General features: G+C 55.8%; 15 protein-coding genes. 11 read left to right on the forward strand and 4 right to left on the reverse strand.

Features of this window, described 5'->3' with window-relative positions; translation table 11 throughout:
* The first annotated feature begins 32 nt into the window (after positions 1-32).
* A complete protein-coding gene (locus EBB79_RS13250) occupies positions 33-803 on the forward strand; it encodes a rhomboid family intramembrane serine protease (protein ID WP_127749328.1) in 771 nt (256 codons plus the stop codon).
* 218 nt (positions 804-1,021) lie between these two features.
* Here EBB79_RS13250 and EBB79_RS13255 read toward each other — a convergent pair whose 3' ends face one another.
* Entirely contained in the window at positions 1,022-1,807 is a 786-nt protein-coding gene (locus EBB79_RS13255; RefSeq protein ID WP_127749329.1) for an inositol monophosphatase family protein, read from the reverse strand.
* 181 nt (positions 1,808-1,988) lie between these two features.
* On the opposite strand from EBB79_RS13255, the gene EBB79_RS13260 reads away from it, so the two are divergent.
* Entirely contained in the window at positions 1,989-3,017 is a 1,029-nt protein-coding gene (locus tag EBB79_RS13260) for an NADP-dependent oxidoreductase (protein WP_127749330.1), read from the forward strand.
* Between the two features lie 126 nt (positions 3,018-3,143).
* Here EBB79_RS13260 and EBB79_RS13265 read toward each other — a convergent pair whose 3' ends face one another.
* Complete coding sequence (locus tag EBB79_RS13265) at positions 3,144-4,049, reverse strand: LysR family transcriptional regulator (RefSeq protein WP_127749331.1); 906 nt, start codon at positions 4,047-4,049, stop codon at positions 3,144-3,146.
* A gap of 95 nt (positions 4,050-4,144) precedes the next feature.
* Between EBB79_RS13265 and metF the strand changes: the two genes are divergently transcribed.
* A complete protein-coding gene (gene metF / locus EBB79_RS13270; RefSeq protein WP_127749332.1) occupies positions 4,145-5,011 on the forward strand; it encodes a methylenetetrahydrofolate reductase [NAD(P)H] in 867 nt (288 codons plus the stop codon).
* Positions 5,012-5,063: 52 nt separating this feature from the next.
* On the forward strand, positions 5,064-5,555 hold the full coding sequence (locus EBB79_RS13275) for a PaaI family thioesterase (RefSeq protein WP_127749333.1): 492 nt from the start codon (positions 5,064-5,066) through the stop codon (positions 5,553-5,555).
* 129 nt (positions 5,556-5,684) lie between these two features.
* Here EBB79_RS13275 and EBB79_RS13280 read toward each other — a convergent pair whose 3' ends face one another.
* Both EBB79_RS13280 and EBB79_RS13285 read right to left on the reverse strand, forming a co-directional pair.
* Complete coding sequence (locus EBB79_RS13280) at positions 5,685-6,758, reverse strand: DUF2235 domain-containing protein (protein ID WP_127749334.1); 1,074 nt, start codon at positions 6,756-6,758, stop codon at positions 5,685-5,687.
* Between the two features lie 389 nt (positions 6,759-7,147).
* Positions 7,148-8,332: a type III PLP-dependent enzyme gene (locus EBB79_RS13285; RefSeq protein ID WP_127749335.1), complete on the reverse strand. Its 1,185-nt coding sequence runs from the start codon at positions 8,330-8,332 to the stop codon at positions 7,148-7,150.
* A gap of 106 nt (positions 8,333-8,438) precedes the next feature.
* Between EBB79_RS13285 and EBB79_RS13290 the strand changes: the two genes are divergently transcribed.
* The 7 genes from EBB79_RS13290 (at position 8,439) to EBB79_RS13320 (ending at position 15,590) form a co-directional block, all read left to right on the forward strand.
* Positions 8,439-8,870 carry an Lrp/AsnC family transcriptional regulator gene (locus tag EBB79_RS13290; RefSeq protein ID WP_127750994.1) on the forward strand — a complete coding sequence of 144 codons (432 nt, stop codon included), beginning with the start codon at positions 8,439-8,441 and terminating at the stop codon, positions 8,868-8,870.
* A 272-nt stretch (positions 8,871-9,142) separates the two neighbouring features.
* Complete coding sequence (locus EBB79_RS13295; RefSeq protein ID WP_127749336.1) at positions 9,143-12,322, forward strand: valine--tRNA ligase; 3,180 nt, start codon at positions 9,143-9,145, stop codon at positions 12,320-12,322.
* Positions 12,323-12,528: 206 nt separating this feature from the next.
* Positions 12,529-12,822 carry a DUF1330 domain-containing protein gene (locus EBB79_RS13300; protein WP_127749337.1) on the forward strand — a complete coding sequence of 98 codons (294 nt, stop codon included), beginning with the start codon at positions 12,529-12,531 and terminating at the stop codon, positions 12,820-12,822.
* Between the two features lie 42 nt (positions 12,823-12,864).
* Positions 12,865-13,326: a tellurite resistance TerB family protein gene (locus EBB79_RS13305; protein ID WP_127750995.1), complete on the forward strand. Its 462-nt coding sequence runs from the start codon at positions 12,865-12,867 to the stop codon at positions 13,324-13,326.
* A complete protein-coding gene (locus tag EBB79_RS13310) occupies positions 13,326-13,766 on the forward strand; it encodes a tellurite resistance TerB family protein (protein WP_127749338.1) in 441 nt (146 codons plus the stop codon). The genes EBB79_RS13305 and EBB79_RS13310 overlap by 1 nt, the downstream gene beginning before the upstream one ends.
* Positions 13,763-14,533, forward strand: a complete 771-nt coding sequence (locus tag EBB79_RS13315; RefSeq protein ID WP_127749339.1) for a phosphate/phosphite/phosphonate ABC transporter substrate-binding protein — start codon at positions 13,763-13,765, stop codon at positions 14,531-14,533. The genes EBB79_RS13310 and EBB79_RS13315 overlap by 4 nt, the downstream gene beginning before the upstream one ends.
* Positions 14,534-14,816: 283 nt before the next feature.
* Positions 14,817-15,590, forward strand: coding sequence for an ABC transporter ATP-binding protein (locus tag EBB79_RS13320; protein ID WP_127749340.1), 774 nt, complete (start codon positions 14,817-14,819; stop codon positions 15,588-15,590).
* The last annotated feature ends 16 nt before the right edge of the window (positions 15,591-15,606 follow it).

Genomic DNA, 15,606 nt, shown 5'->3' on the forward strand with positions numbered 1-15,606 from the left:
CGCTGGGCGCCTTTCAGCCCAGCGTTACCCCCATGTTCCCAATCCGCGATCATAACCCGTCTGGCCGCAGGCCCTATATCGTCTACACGCTCATGGCGCTGAATATTCTGGCCTACGCCTTTTATGCCACCACCTTTACCACCGATATTGAGCTGGCCCGGTTATACGATGCCTATGCCCTGATTCCAGCCGAGATTGATGCATCCCATCGGCTCTCGCCGCTGGTCAGCTCTCTGTTCCTGCACGGCAGCTTTATGCACCTGGCTGGCAACATGCTGTTTCTGTGGATCTTTGGCGACAACATGGAAGACGAAATGGGACATCTGCCTTTCCTTGCCTTCTATATCGTTTGCGGTATCGGTGCCGGATTGATCCATGTCGTGTCTGGTCCCGGCTCCCACGTGCCCACCATCGGAGCCTCCGGCGCCATTGCCGGTGTCATGGGCGGCTACCTGCTGTTGTTTCCGCGCGCCCGCATCGACATCCTTTTGATCCTCGTCATCTATTTTCGAATATTCTCCATCCCTGCCTACCTAATGCTGGGCGTCTGGCTGGGCCTGCAGTTCCTCGGCACACTTGACACCGACCCAAATACCGGAGGCGTTGCCTATTGGGCCCACACCGGAGGCTTTGCCGTTGGGCTACTTATAACCGTACCTCTTTGGATCAAACGCGGCGCCCGCGCATTCTGGGGCCAAACTCACGGCCAGCCGCCTCACCCCCAAGCCAATTACACTGCAAGCCGGATCCCCCAGTTTCCCCGCAAAAAATCACCCCGCTCCCCCTGGAGTAAAGGGAACTAAAACCGCCCAACAGAAATCCGGCCAATGCTGTCAGCCCCTTGCTCGCCCTTAGATCCCGCAGCTTCATCTGGCTAAAAATATCCCCGCCGGAGGCTCCCGAACTCCCCACTCGCGCTGTTCCTACACTATCCCACCACTTTTGGAAAAACGCTCAATCGAAACGAAAACGCGCGCCCGGAATACTCCGGACGCGCGTAAAACGTCAAATTTTCAGCCTTTTAGCCGCGGATCACTTTGGCAAAATTCTCAAAGATCGGTTCGTTGGCACAGATCACTTCGCCCGTCTCAACGATATTGCCCTCGGGGTCCAACCCCTGCACCAGACCACCGGCCTCTTGCACCAGAATAATCCCAGCCGCCAGATCCCAGGCGTTCAAACGACGCTCCCAGAACCCTTCATAACGGCCACTGGCTACATAGGCCATATCCAGCGCCGCCGAGCCCCAGCGCCGCACTCCAGCACAGGCTGGCAAAATCCGCGCCAGATCCTGCAATGTTGCAGGCAGATCAGAGCGTCCGGCAAACGGCAGGCCGGTGGCAAAGATGCTCTCTATCATCCGATGACGACCCGACACCCGGATCCGGGTTTCGTTCATCCAGGCGCCGGTGCCTTTTTCAGCGAAGTACATTTCATCTTTGGCGGCATCAAAGATAACCCCCGCAACGATCTTGCCCTTATGCTCCAGCGCAATCGAGACTGCCCAATGCGGCAGCCCGTGCAAAAAATTGGTGGTGCCATCCAGCGGATCGACGATCCAGCGCCGGGTCGGATCCTGTCCTGGAATTTCGTCGCTTTCTTCAGCCATCCAGCCATAGGTCGGACGCGCGCCCAGCAATTCTTCTTTCAAAATCTTTTCCGCAGCGATGTCTGCCTTGGAGACGAAATCACCAGCCCCCTTAACAGAGACCTGCAGGTTTTCCACTTCGCGGAAATCCTTAACCAGCGATTTGCCTGCCTTACGGGCGGCCTTGATCATGATGTTAAGATTCGCACTGCCGATCATATCGGGGCTCCTATGTCGTCAGGGAGATGTTGGTCAAGCGCTGCCTATACGCCGCATGCCCAGCCTTGCCAAGAGCCAATACCACCCATATTTGCCGTTAGGTTATATTAGCACCCTGCTTTCCAATGGCCTAGCTAAACCCAACGGTTTAGACCGCAGTCAAACAGCAACGGAGATTTCCATGTCGGACCAAATGCAACGTATCGCGCTGGCCAGTCGCCCCACCGGTGCGCCCACTGCTGAAAACTTCAGTTTTGAAACCTCTGTTCTACCGACCCCGGGCCCCGGAGAGGTCTTGGTGAAGTTACATTATATGTCCTTGGACCCCTATATGCGCGGGCGCATGGACGATGCCAAATCATATGCAGCCCCCGTCGCTATTGGTGGCACCATGGAAGCCGGCGCCGTAGGAGAAGTGCTTGCCTCGAACAGCCCTGCCTTTCAACCCGGCGACTTCGCTTTTGGCATGTTTGGCTGGGTCAGCCATGGCTGCCTGCCCGCCAATCAATTGCAAAAGGTAGATCCAAATCAGGGACCAATCACTGTGGCGCTCGGCGTTCTTGGCATGCCGGGGTTGACGGGTTGGTATGGCCTGAATGAACACGGCAAACCAAAAGCCGGCGAAACGCTGGTTGTTGCCGCTGCCACCGGGCCGGTTGGTTCCATGGTTGGGCAATTGGCCAAGCGGGCGGGCCTGCGCACGGTTGGCATTGCTGGCGGCGCCGATAAATGTGCCCTGGCAGTTGAGACTTTTGGCTTTGACGTTTGCCTCGACCACCGCAGCTATGCAGATGCCGCTGCCCTGCGCGAGGCATTGGGCGCCGCTTGCCCCGATGGTATCGACATCTATTTTGAAAACGTCGCTGGCAAGGTTCTCGAGGCCGTTCTGCCCTTGATGAATGACTTTGGCCGCATCCCGGTTTGCGGCATGATCAGTTGGTATGGCGGCGCGAAAGGAGCAGATGCAGACCTCACGGCCCCGATGATTTGGCGCAATATCCTGGTGAAATACCTGTCAGTAAACGGGTTCATCATCATGAACCATTTCGACCAATACCCCGTGTTCATGAAGGAGGTTGCCCCTTTGATCGCCAGTGGCGAAATCCGCTACCTTGAGGATATCGCTGAAGGTCTGGAAAACGCTCCTGCTGCCTTTATGGCAATGTTAAAGGGCGGAAATATGGGCAAACAGATCGTGAAATTGGTCTGATTTGGATTGGGGCGGGCTGAAGGTGCGTGTAAACACTCACCCTACACCCGCCCCATTGTCTTACGATCGTCGCAGGGCACGTGCTGGCACGCGCAGATGTTGCCACAAAATCGAACCAACGACGTTCTATTGTAATTGCAACTTACGGGCCTCAACCTTAGCCAAACGGATCAACTCTTGCATAAACGGCTTTTCGCGATCCTCACTGCGTATCGCTGCATAAAGACTGCGGGTGATGCCTTCGCGGGTCAGCGGCCGGGTGACATAGTCTGACGAGTATTTCACCTCGCGCACCACCCAATCGGGCAATACCGAAACACCACGATTTGAGGCCACCAACAGTAGGATCACCGCCGTCAGTTCAACTTGCCGAATAGAACCCGGTTCCACCCCAGCCGGGATCAACAGCTGGCTGAACACGTCCAATTTGGATTTTTCCACCGGATAGGTGATCAGCGTCTGTCCAACGAAATCCTCTGCGTCGACAAACGACTTGCTCGCCAGGGGATGTTGAGCTGCGGCCACAAACACCGGCGCGTAATCAAACAGCTCGATGAAATCGACCCCTGAGATCTGCTCGGGATCCGAAGACACCACCAGATCGACCTCTTCTTTTTGCAACGCCGTCAGCGCGTCAAACGCCAGACCAGGCCGAATATCCACATCCACATCCGACCAGCTTCTGCGGAACCCTTCCAGCACAGGAAACAACCACTCAAAACAAGCATGGCATTCAATTGCGATGTGCATTCGGCCCGTATGACCATCACGCAGCGCAGAAAACTCGGCTTGCATAGACTCAATTTGAGGCAAAACCTGTTCTGCCAGTCGCAACAATCGCAATCCAGCGGCAGATAATTTCATCGGCTTAGAGCGGCGCAGAAACAGCTCAACACCAGCCTGTTCCTCTAACCCCTTGATCTGATGACTTAACGCGCTCTGGGTGATGTTCAACTGGTCGGCTGCACGCGCCAAGCCGCCTGCTTCATGTATGGCCTTGACGGTTCGCAGGTGGCGGAATTCGATGTGCATCCTATCACTTCACTCATGTTGTTCTTGAGAATTATGAATTTGTCTCACAATGCTGCGCGTGCAACAAGAGCGAAGTTGAACAGGAGACGCCCCGGATGACGACGCCAGAGATTTCATTTGAATTTTTCCCACCAAAGAACCTCGAAGGGTCTTTTCGCCTGTGGGACACCATGCAAGTGCTATCGCCTCTGGAGCCGAGGTTCATCTCAGTCACCTACGGTGCTGGTGGCACGACCCGTGATTTGACCCGCGACGCGGTGGCGACCTTGCATAAATCCTCGGGCCTGAATGTAGCCGCCCATTTGACCTGCGTCGACGCCACCCGCGCCGAAACACTGGAGATCGCGGACCAGTTTGCGGCTGCCGGTGTGAAAGACATCGTTGCCCTGCGCGGTGATCCCCCCAAGGGCGCTGGCGGCTTTACCCCCCACCCCGATGGTTTTGCCAGTTCCGTCGAACTGATCGAGGCGCTGGCAGTGTCCGGCAGGTTCAACATCCGCGTTGGTGCTTATCCGGACCGTCACCCAGAGGCGGCCAGCAGCACTGCTGATGTCGATTGGCTGAAACGCAAGATTGACGCTGGCGCTGGCGAAGCGCTGACCCAGTTCTTCTTTGAAGCCGAGACGTTTTTCCGCTTTCGCGACAAATGTGCCAAGGCGGGCATTGATCATCTGCTAACTCCCGGCATCCTGCCAATTGAGAACTGGAAAGGGGCACGTAACTTTGCCAATCGCTGTGGCACAGTGATCCCGGCCTGGGTCGACGACGCCTTTAACAAGGCTATTCGCGACAACCGCGAGGATCTTTTGGCCACGGCTATCTGCACCGAGCTTTGTTCTGAACTGCTCGATGGTGGCGTGGAGAAGCTGCATTTCTACACAATGAACCGTCCTGAACTGACCCGCGACGTATGCCATGCGCTGGGCGTCGTTCCCAAAGTATCGCTAGAGAACGTGGCGTAAAACTTGCCCGCAACATGTCGTGTTCCTAGGGTCCGACCAAAAGGAACACGACATGTACTATGCGCAGTCTCCAGATGAATTGCTGAAACCCAGTCAGATTAGCGAGATGTCGGGGCTGCAGTTCATGAGCGGTATTCTCGACGGCTCCTTCCCCGGTCCGCCCATTGCCGAGACCCTCAATTATCATTTGCACAGTGTCGAGGAAGGCCGCGTGGTGTTTCGCGGCGTTCCGGAATTCGCCACCACCAATCCGATGGGAACCGTGCATGGTGGCTGGTACGGCACGTTGCTGGACAGTGCCATGGCCTGTGCCGTGATGACCGGTATTCCAAGGGGCGCGATCTACACAACGCTGGAATACAAAATCAACATTCTGAAATCCATTCCGCTTGGCATGATGGTCGACTGCACCGGTGTGACCGAACACGTCGGCCGATCAACGGGTGTTGCGCGTGGGGAAATTCGTGGTGTCGAAGACGGGCGGCTTTATGCGACCGGATCGACCACCTGTATTGTCATGACCCTGTCTGGTGCAAAACGCTGACGATCGGGATATTTGCAGGGTCTGGATATGAGTATTTTCAGTAAAAGATGAAGTGAAAGATCAATCGGGGCTTCTGTGTCGATTATTTGGCTTTGCGGTGCTGATGACAGTGGCGCCCGGCATTTGCAGTCAGCGGGCCGCCTTAGATCTCAGCGCCTGCATTCCAGTGGCTTTAGAGATTGAACTGGCCCCTACACTGCTGTGTAACCGCTCACTGCGATCCAGCCCCACGCGGCGACGGCTGCGCAGTAAAAATACTTTACCCCAGCTGCGCCAGGTCCCGACAGAGGGCGCCATCGGATCGACCGGAAACCGTACCCGCCAGTTCACAGGCAGTGGTAAGCCGCAGTTTTCGGCTTTCTCCAGCATCCAGACGAATGGTATATTGGCCAATGGCCGCGCCTCCTCAAATCCGCCCAATTGACCACCGACATCGCCATGCGCACCGCGAAACCAAACCTGTTCCACATGGCCTTGCCATCCCGAAGGACAGTCCCACAGAACAGGTTCGAACATTTTTCTGGTCTCATCCAGCGCCAGTGCCTGAAAACCATTTCGAATATTGTGCCCCAATTGGTGGTTGTGAAACGCATGTTGCGATTCAGCCCAGCGCCATAGTAGCGGCAACCGCAGGCCCAGCGCCTTCACCGTTTCCCACACACCGATCATTTCAATGTTTGCCGTTTCGTGGCAAAAGGCCTGAGAAAAATGCGCAGATGCGTCGCTCCCTGCGCCCTGATAGTGGCGGTAGGCGGTGCGAATATTTCGGACAGTTGCGTGTTCGGCCTTGAGCAAGCCAACCTGATCAATCACGCCGGCCAGCGACCGGACTGCATAGGCACCGCGAGAATAGCCAATCAGAAATATTTGGTCGCCGGGGCGATAGCGTGACGCGAGATAGCCATAGGCACGGCGAATTTGCCTGTTAATGCCACGTCCGGTCATGACATCTAGAGTTCTGCGCCAGTTGGGCCATTGAACCCCAGCCTCATAGAAAACTGAGACTTTACCGCCCATTTCGCGGCACAATTGATAGGTTTTCCCGGCGTGGGTTTCCTGCCCCGGTTCTAGCGTCGACATGGTTCCGTCTAGAATGATCACATGAGCCCGCGGTCCCCTCACTTTGGTTTCGCCAGAATGCTCTGACCGAAGTGGCCGCCCGAGCCATCCAATGATCCGCTTACTCAACTGCGTAAATGACATTCCTCACCACTTTCCATTGTTCCAGCAGAGCCAGATCTCTGGCTCTACCGACACACCGGGGCGTTACGAACTAAATCCGGGGCTGTGATCTGTCGACCTTTAGATCCGGTGTTTGTCTGTGACCAACCAACCCTAAATGGCGCATCTGATATGCACCAAAGCGCTGACATTGAAGTAAATCCTATTGTAATAGGGTCAACCGATAGCAACGACAGCTGCATATGTTTCGCGGGTCGGGTCCTTGATCATTCCTCAGATGTTCTACGTCCCTTGCCGGAACAGACTCACCCAAAATACTTTCGATTTCGTAACACCACCACGCGCAGCATAGATCCATTTCGTGTCATCAAGAAACAGGTGAAGAAAAAGACGTTAAATCTGGCAAACGACTAGCCATTAAACCGCTGTGAATCAAAAGCTGTTTTGCCGGGATTCGCTTCGATCAACTCGATAACAGTCGCGACATCAGACAACCCGTAGCCGTTAAACTGGGTGCTCATCGCCGAGGAATATGCTCCCAACCCTGGAATGAGGACGTAATCCCCCACCTGGGCATCCTGCGCCAAGGGCAACCCATCGGGCAACCGATCGAGGCTATCACAGGTTGGACCAAACACCACCCGTGGAGTCGCCGTTTTGGTGCGGTGAGCGCCATCGCCAGACACAACATAAACACGCCCCGGCAAGCCCATGTCCCGGATGTCAACCAATCCGCCATAGATACCATCGTTCAGGAACACCACGTCTCCGTTTTTGCGCATGCCCTTAATCCGCGCCGCCAAAGTAAACGCTTCGGACACCATGGCGCGCCCAGGTTCGCAGATCAACACAGGGTGGTTGGAACCAAATGCGCGTATCGCCGCCTGTGCGATAGCATCAAATGCTCGTTCCAGATCTGGCGCAATGCCGTCACGATTGGCGGCAAATCCGCCACCAATATTCAGGCGGGAAATCCTAACCCCAGCTGCCTCACATATCCGGCTTGCTTCGGCCACATACTCGACCCAGGCATTTGGATCCTCACATTGGGTTCCAGGGTGGAAACACAGCGACGGTGACCAGCCCGCCGCAGCCACCCGTTTCAATAATTCAACCGCCTGCTCCGGTGCCGCGCCGAATTTACTCCCAAAATCATAGGCCGCTCCAGAAACCGGCAAGGCAAAGCGCACAGCGATTTCACAGCTGCGCGGAACATCTGTCAACTTTTCCAACTCGCTCAGCTCATCCACTGACCAACTGGCAACACCATGTTCAATACCGGCCTGCACCTCGGCCTGTGACCGGACAGGATTGTTGTAATGCATCACTGCGGTCGGGCTTGCAGCACGAACCGCTGCCATCTCACCGGGTGAGGCAACATCAAAGGTTTCTATCCCAGCGGCAACTAGGTTAGACAGCACAGCCGGGTGCGGGTTCGCCTTGACCGCATAGGTCACCAACCCGGGAAAACCGACCTGAAACCGGGCTGCCGTTTGGTGCAAAACACGCGGCGAAAAATAGAGGATCGGGTGATCAGGCTGATGCCGTGCAAGGTGAGTTTCTGGGGCGTGCCACAAAGGGGGAATATGCTGCATAGGGAAAGCCTCGTTGTTTTTCTCTAGAAAACATCAATTTCCCGTCGAATTCACCCTGCAGACCGACTATAACGACGAAAATAATCGGCACAACAGCGGGATTACCATGCAATCTGACGATATCGATAAGAAACTCATTGCATTGCTGCGTGAAAACGCCCGCCGCCCCGTGGCAGACTTGGCACGCCAGTTGAGTCTCGCACGCACAACCGTCCAAGCGCGCATCGAGCGGCTTGAAAATAGCGGCGTAATATCCGGCTATACCCTGCGTGCCTCAGCTGTCACCCGACCGCCTCTTCAAGCAACCGTGCTGATCTCAATTGAGCCACGCTCGGGACCCGAAGTGTTGTCACGGTTGCACAGTTTGTCCGGCGTGCAAGTGGTGCACACAACCTCGGGGCGGTTCGACCTATTGGCACAAGTGGTCGCGCAGACAACCACCGAACTGGACGAAACTATCGACCGCATCGGCGAGGCGCGCGGAGTGAAATCTTCGGAAAGCCTGATCCACCTGGCCACCAAGCTGGACCGCACCTGACCCGCATATTGCCCTTAAGCAAGACCCACTAATGTCACATCTCTTTGCGCGGCTCGTTAATGAGTATTTGGAAAAAGATGAAGCTCTTGGCGGGAGTGGACCAGTCAATCGAGATGCGGCGCGTATTTCACCTTTTAAAAAATACTCATATTCTGACGTCAGCGGAAACGACCTGGACTTGCGAACACAAGAATCCCTCTGATCCCTTCCCCTTAGCGCGCCTATTCGATATGGGAAACCTCAACCAAGGATACCTATTCAGGACAAAGCGCATGGCGATGGAAAAGACATTCAACGCGGCCGAAGCCGAAGACCGGCTGTATAAGGCCTGGGACGAAGCAGGCTGTTTCAAGGCGGGGGCAAACGCCAAACCTGGCGCTTCTTCGTTCTCGATCATGATCCCGCCGCCCAATGTGACCGGTGTTCTGCACATGGGACATGCGTTCAACAACACCCTGCAGGACATCCTGATCCGTTGGAAACGCATGCAGGGGTTTGATACCCTGTGGCAGCCCGGTACGGACCATGCAGGCATCGCCACCCAGATGGTGGTTGAGCGCGAACTGGCTAGAGAGTGCAAGAAACGTACCGATTTCAGCCGTGAAGACTTTTTGAGCAAAATCTGGGCCTGGAAAGAACAATCCGGCGGCACGATTGTCGAGCAACTCAAACGCCTTGGCGCCTCTTGTGACTTTGACCGCACCGCCTTTACCATGTCCGGTGCTGCGGGTGACACCCGCACGGGCCACGAGAACTCGCCTAACTTCCACGATGCCGTAATCAAAGTCTTTGTTGAGATGTACAACAAGGGCTTGATTTATCGCGGCAAACGACTGGTCAACTGGGACCCGCATTTTGAAACTGCGATCTCGGATCTGGAAGTCGAGAATATCGAAACTCCCGGTCACATGTGGCATTTCAAGTACCCGCTCGCAGGTGGAGCGACTTATGAGTATTTGGAAAAAGATGAAGACGGGAATGTCACCTTCCGTGAGGAGCGCGATTATATCTCTATTGCCACCACCCGGCCTGAGACGATGCTGGGTGATGGCGCGGTTGCGGTGCATCCCTCGGACGAGCGTTACGCGCCTATTGTTGGCATGTTGTGTGAAATCCCGGTTGGTCCCAAAGCGCAGCGCCGGTTGATTCCGATCATCACCGATGAATACCCGGATAAGGACTTTGGTTCTGGTGCAGTGAAAATCACCGGTGCGCATGATTTCAACGACTATCAGGTTGCCAAACGTGGCGGCATTCCGATGTACAACCTGATGGACACCAAGGCGAATATGCGCAGCGACGGCGCGCCTTATGTCGAAGAAGCCACCACCGCGCAGGCCATCGCCAATGGCGAGGCGGAATTCACTGTAGCCTCTATCGCGGCGATGAACCTGGTGCCCGAGGAATACCGTGGGTTGGATCGGTTTGAAGCGCGCGCGCGGGTTGTTGCCGATATCACCGCCGAGGGGCTGGCGGTGATGCAAACCGTATCCAAAACGGTGAAGGACGAGGACGGAAACGAGACTGAGGTTTCGGAAACCGTTCCATATGTCGAGAATAAGCCGATCATGCAGCCCTTTGGCGACAGATCGAAGGTGGTGATCGAGCCGATGCTGACGGACCAGTGGTTTGTTGAGACCGACAAGATCGTCGGCCCGGCGCTCGACGCGGTTAAAAATGGCGATGTGAAAATCCTGCCGGAAAGCGGCGAAAAAGTTTATTACCACTGGCTGGAAAACATCGAGCCCTGGTGCATCTCGCGCCAGCTATGGTGGGGCCATCAGATTCCGGTTTGGTATGGGCCGGGATTGGTAAAGAAAGCTGATGTGGACGAAACATGGGCTGGAGATGCAGAAACGCTTTCTCTCTCATATGATATCGGAGATAGAGTTTCTTTCTGCGCAGCATCTTTTAGTGACGCCCGTCAAAAGGCCAAGGAATATTATAGAACCGCATCCCTGAACGAACAGGGCTACAACAAAGTAACTTGGGACCCAATCGAAGAAACTGATTTCGCTGTTGCTGAAGTTGAAGAATTTGACCTCAGCGAAAAGACTTTGAACAAGGAATCGCAATCACCTAAAATCCAGCTTCTGCGCGACCCCGACGTGCTCGACACCTGGTTCTCCTCCGGCCTCTGGCCTATCGGCACCCTCGGCTGGCCCGAAGACACCGCCGAGATGCAGAAATACTTCCCAACCTCGACCCTTGTCACCGGGCAAGACATCCTGTTTTTCTGGGTTGCGCGGATGATGATGATGCAGATGGCGGTTCTGTCGGACCGTCCGGTTGCCGAGAAAATCCCGTTCGACACTGTCTACCTGCATGGGCTTGTGCGCGACGCCAAGGGCAAGAAGATGTCGAAGAGCACCGGCAACGTCGTCGACCCGTTGGAAATCATTGACGAATACGGCGCCGACGCGCTGCGGTTCACCAATGCGGCCATGGCCTCGCTTGGTGGTGTGCTTAAACTCGACATGAAACGGATCGAAGGCTACCGTAACTTTGTCACCAAGATCTGGCAGGCCTGTTCCTATGGTGACAGCCAGATCGATGCCTTCAGCGCGGCACGGGGAGCAGAGCCACCCAAGGCAACCCTGCCCCTGAACCGCTGGATCATCGGTGAGATTGCCAAGTTGCGCGAAGAGGTCGATGGCGCGTTCGAAGCCTATCGGTTTAACGACGCTGCCAATGCGCTCTATTCCTTCTTCTGGAACAGCTTCTGTGCGCGCTATCTGGAGTTCACCAAGCCGATCTTCTTTGCCGACGATCAGGCCGCTAAGGATGAAACACAGGCGGTCTATGCCTGGGCCGTCGATCAGGCGCTGATCCTGATGCACCCGATCATGCCCTTTGTGACCGAGGAAATCTGGAACGTCACCCAGGGCCGTGGGTATGCGGATGGTGAAGCGGCACAGATGCTCGTGCATGCCAACTGGCCGACTTACACGGCGGCTGATTTGGTCGATGCGGATGCCGAGCGTGAGATGAACTGGGTGATCGCAGTGATTGACAACATCCGCTCCGCCCGTGCGCAGTTGAACGTACCCGCAGGGGCCAAGGTGCCGATGCTGGTGACTGAGATTGATGCGGATGGTCAGGCCTACTGGGATCGCAATGGCGAGCTGATCAAACGCTTTGCCCGCATTGAAAGCCTCACCAAGGCTGACACCCTGCCAAAGGGCTGCATCTCGATTGGTGCACCGGGGGCCTCTTTTGCGCTACCACTGGCCGAGATCATTGATGTCGCGGCCGAAAAGGCCCGCCAGGAGAAGAACCTTGGCAAGCTGATGAAAGAGCTGGGCGGGTTGCGGGGCCGGCTGAAGAACCCGAAATTCGCAGACTCAGCCCCTGCCGAGGTGGTCGCAGAAACCCGCGCCAACCTGCAACTGCGCGAGGAAGAAGAGGCTCAGATCAAAGAGGCACTGGCGCGCCTGTCTGAAATCGGCTGACCCCACACATAGCAAACGCGGTCACCCAGCTCTCTGCTGGGTGACCGAAACTAGACGCTGCCCAATAGTCTCTACCGGTGCAGGATGCGTGTTTGCACGCACCATGATTGCAACCAGGCGCTGTAGGGGGAAAATGAGTCAAAGCAACTCATTGATATACACACAAAATTGCGTCAGCTTGCCGAGACGAATATGGGGAGAGAAACATGCCAAAAGGGTATTGGGTTGCGCATGTCGATGTTGATGACATGGACCGCTATCAAGGATATATCACCGCCAATGCAGCGCCGTTTGCTGACTTCGGGGCCCGATTTTTGATACGGGGCGGCACCAAAGAAGTCCGCGAAGGTCAGACACGGGCACGCACCGTGGTGATTGAATTCAAAGATTTCGCCACCGCCAAGGCCTGTTACGACTCGGTCGCCTATCAAGATGCCAAGGCTCTGCGTGACCCGGTTTCTACCGGCGACATGGAGATCATTGAAGGTTATGGTGGCTAAACTGATCCTGTCGGGCCATCTGTTTCGGAGAGAGTCATGCCAATGTTGAAAAAGTTGCTTCAGGCCATTCGCCCCAAAAATTCGGTGACGCTGCCTGACCCTGACGCGGAACTGGCGCTGGGGGCTTTGATGGTACGGGTGGCGCAGTCCGACCGTGAATACCAGCTTGAAGAAATCAGCCTGATCGACCGGATTCTGGCGCGGCTGTACCAACACAACGCTATCGAGGCTGCCAAGGTACGCGCCACCTGCGAGAAATTGCAGGCCGCGGCCCCGGAAAGCGATACTTTTGGTCAGTTGATCCGCGAAACCACCGGCATCGATGAACGCCTCGCCGCGATGGATGCCCTGTGGGAAGTGGTGCTTGCAGATAACAAAGAGCACCCCGGAGAAATCACCATCATTGAAGAGGCCCGCATTGCCATGGGCCTATCACATGCTGACAGTCAGGCTGCCCGCGCCAAAGCCAAAGCCAAACTTTTGTCTCAGTCAGAGGAAAACTGATGTTTAAGGATTTGCTGAATAAGCTATTGCAACCCATTCCCTCGACGCTGGCCCCACAAGACGCCCGCCTGGCGCTGACTGCACTATTGGTGCGCATTGCCCGCTCGGATCACAATTACGCAGATGTTGAACAGGATCGCATCGATCGCATCACCGCCTCTCGTTATGGGCTGGAACTGGGCGAGGCCACTCTTTTGCGGGAACAGGCCGAAGCCATGGAAGCCGAAGCACCCGACACGGTCCGTTTTACCCGCGCCATCAAAGAGGCCGTCGCTTATGAGGATCGCATTGGCGTTATCGAGGCGCTGTGGCAGGTGGTTTTAGCCGACGGTCATCGCGACAACAGTGAAGATGCGATATTACGCCTCTCCGCCAATCTTCTGGGTGTCAGCGATATCGACAGCGCTCAGGCGCGTCAGCGTGTGGAGAAAGCACTGTGATTGCTCATCTTGGGATGTATGACCGGCCTGAAACAGCGGCAGCCAATGACGCGTTCTGGTCTGCGATTCAAGCACAGCTGGGCAACGGCCCTGACAGCCTGACACGTGGTGTCGATTTTTGGGAGATCTGGCGATCGCCCGATTTACTGTTGTCACAGACCTGCGGCATGCCCTACCGCACCCGTCTTTACAGCGAAGTCCAGCTGGTCGGATCGCCAGACTATGGCCTGCCGGGCTGCCCGCCAGGTTATTACAATAGTGTCATCGTGGCCCACAAAACCCGACAGGGGGCCGCACTTGCAGAATTTGACGGTCAACGCTTTGCCTATAACGAGGCTCTGTCTCAATCTGGCTGGTCGGCGCCAATCACGCATCTCCGCGCCCGGCACCTGATGCCCGGTGACCTATTGGAAAGCGGCAGCCATCAGGACTCGGCGCTGGCTGTGGCCGAAGGCCGTGCCGATTTTGCGTCTCTGGATTCGCTGACCTGGGAGCTCATTCAGAAGTACGACGGCTTTGCCACTGATCTGGTGGTGATTGACCGGACGGATCCCACCCCGGTGTTGCCCTATATCACCGCCATGGGTCGCGATGCCAAACCTTTGTTTATGGCGATCAAGACTGCTATTTCCGACCTCTCCCAAGACCATAGGGACACGCTACACCTGAAGGGTCTGCTGGCGATTCCCGCTGCCGATTACCTGGCTGTCCCAACGCCTTTGGGGCCCGCTTTGATGGTGCATCAGGGACGTGACCCCGGTTTGTGACAGTTTTCTGATGGTGAGAGCTTCCTTGAAACAGGTCCTCTAAAAACATAGTCACCAATTGGCAGCGCAAATGGAACGACAAAGCCAGTGCACAAGCCATGGTGGCGCCAGCATATTTTGACTGGGCGTTGACGGGGTCGAGTGCATTTGACCTTCCGATCTGGTACTCCAGACCGACAAAACGACGGATTGACGCAGGGATCTACCGTATTGCACGTTGCAATGGCGTTGTAATTAGGTCCAATACTAGCGCCAACATAACAGTTACCGGATGATATTGACCTTGACTGACACAGCACCTGTTCTGGAAATTCGCGGCCTGCACAAATCTTATGGCGACCTTGAAGTCATCAAGGGAGTTGATATCGCTGCCCATCGAGGCGACGTGGTATCGTTGATCGGTTCGTCCGGGTCTGGTAAATCCACCTTGCTGCGGTGCTGTAACCTGCTGGAAGACAGCCAACAGGGCGATATCTTGTTCAAAGGTGAACCCATCTCATGGAACGGCCAGGGCCTGGCCCGTCGCCCCTCGGACTCCAAGCAGGTTCTGCGCATCCGGACCAATCTCAGCATGGTGTTCCAGCAGTTTAATCTGTGGGCCCATATGACAATCCTGCAAAACGTAATGGAGGCACCGGTCACCGTGTTGGGCCGCGACCGAGCCGAGGCAGAGGTCGAAGCGCGCCGCTATCTGGACAAGGTTGGTATTGGCGATAAATGCGATGCTTTCCCGGCCCAACTGTCCGGTGGCCAACAGCAACGCGCCGCAATTGCCCGCGCCCTCTGCATGGAACCTCAGGCGTTGCTCTTCGATGAGCCGACCTCGGCACTCGATCCTGAACTAGAACAGGAAGTGGTCAAGGTGATCAAAGATCTGGCCGCCGAAGGTCGCACAATGCTGATCGTCACCCACGACATGAAACTGGCCGCCGATGTGTCAGACACTGTCGTGTTTCTGCACCAGGGCCTGGTCGAAGAAAAGGGATCGCCAGACGAGGTGTTTGGCAATACCCAATCCGAACGGTTGCGCGGCTTTCTGGCCGCCACACGTCACTGAACCTAACTATAATAAC

Source organism: Parasedimentitalea marina (genome assembly GCF_004006175.1).
Lineage (GTDB): Bacteria > Pseudomonadota > Alphaproteobacteria > Rhodobacterales > Rhodobacteraceae > Parasedimentitalea > Parasedimentitalea marina.

Bases quoted from the DNA above. Each gene is read 5' to 3' on its own strand.
- EBB79_RS13250 (WP_127749328.1), top strand. From the start codon at position 33: ATGTTCCCAATCCGCGATCATAACCCGTCTGGCCGCAGGCCCTATATC.
- EBB79_RS13255 (WP_127749329.1), bottom strand. From the start codon at position 1,807: ATGATCGGCAGTGCGAATCTTAACATCATGATCAAGGCCGCCCGTAAG.
- EBB79_RS13260 (WP_127749330.1), top strand. From the start codon at position 1,989: ATGTCGGACCAAATGCAACGTATCGCGCTGGCCAGTCGCCCCACCGGT.
- EBB79_RS13265 (WP_127749331.1), bottom strand. From the start codon at position 4,049: ATGCACATCGAATTCCGCCACCTGCGAACCGTCAAGGCCATACATGAA.
- metF (WP_127749332.1), top strand. From the start codon at position 4,145: ATGACGACGCCAGAGATTTCATTTGAATTTTTCCCACCAAAGAACCTC.
- EBB79_RS13275 (WP_127749333.1), top strand. From the start codon at position 5,064: ATGTACTATGCGCAGTCTCCAGATGAATTGCTGAAACCCAGTCAGATT.
- EBB79_RS13280 (WP_127749334.1), bottom strand. From the start codon at position 6,758: ATGTCATTTACGCAGTTGAGTAAGCGGATCATTGGATGGCTCGGGCGG.
- EBB79_RS13285 (WP_127749335.1), bottom strand. From the start codon at position 8,332: ATGCAGCATATTCCCCCTTTGTGGCACGCCCCAGAAACTCACCTTGCA.
- EBB79_RS13290 (WP_127750994.1), top strand. From the start codon at position 8,439: ATGCAATCTGACGATATCGATAAGAAACTCATTGCATTGCTGCGTGAA.
- EBB79_RS13295 (WP_127749336.1), top strand. From the start codon at position 9,143: ATGGCGATGGAAAAGACATTCAACGCGGCCGAAGCCGAAGACCGGCTG.
- EBB79_RS13300 (WP_127749337.1), top strand. From the start codon at position 12,529: ATGCCAAAAGGGTATTGGGTTGCGCATGTCGATGTTGATGACATGGAC.
- EBB79_RS13305 (WP_127750995.1), top strand. From the start codon at position 12,865: ATGTTGAAAAAGTTGCTTCAGGCCATTCGCCCCAAAAATTCGGTGACG.
- EBB79_RS13310 (WP_127749338.1), top strand. From the start codon at position 13,326: ATGTTTAAGGATTTGCTGAATAAGCTATTGCAACCCATTCCCTCGACG.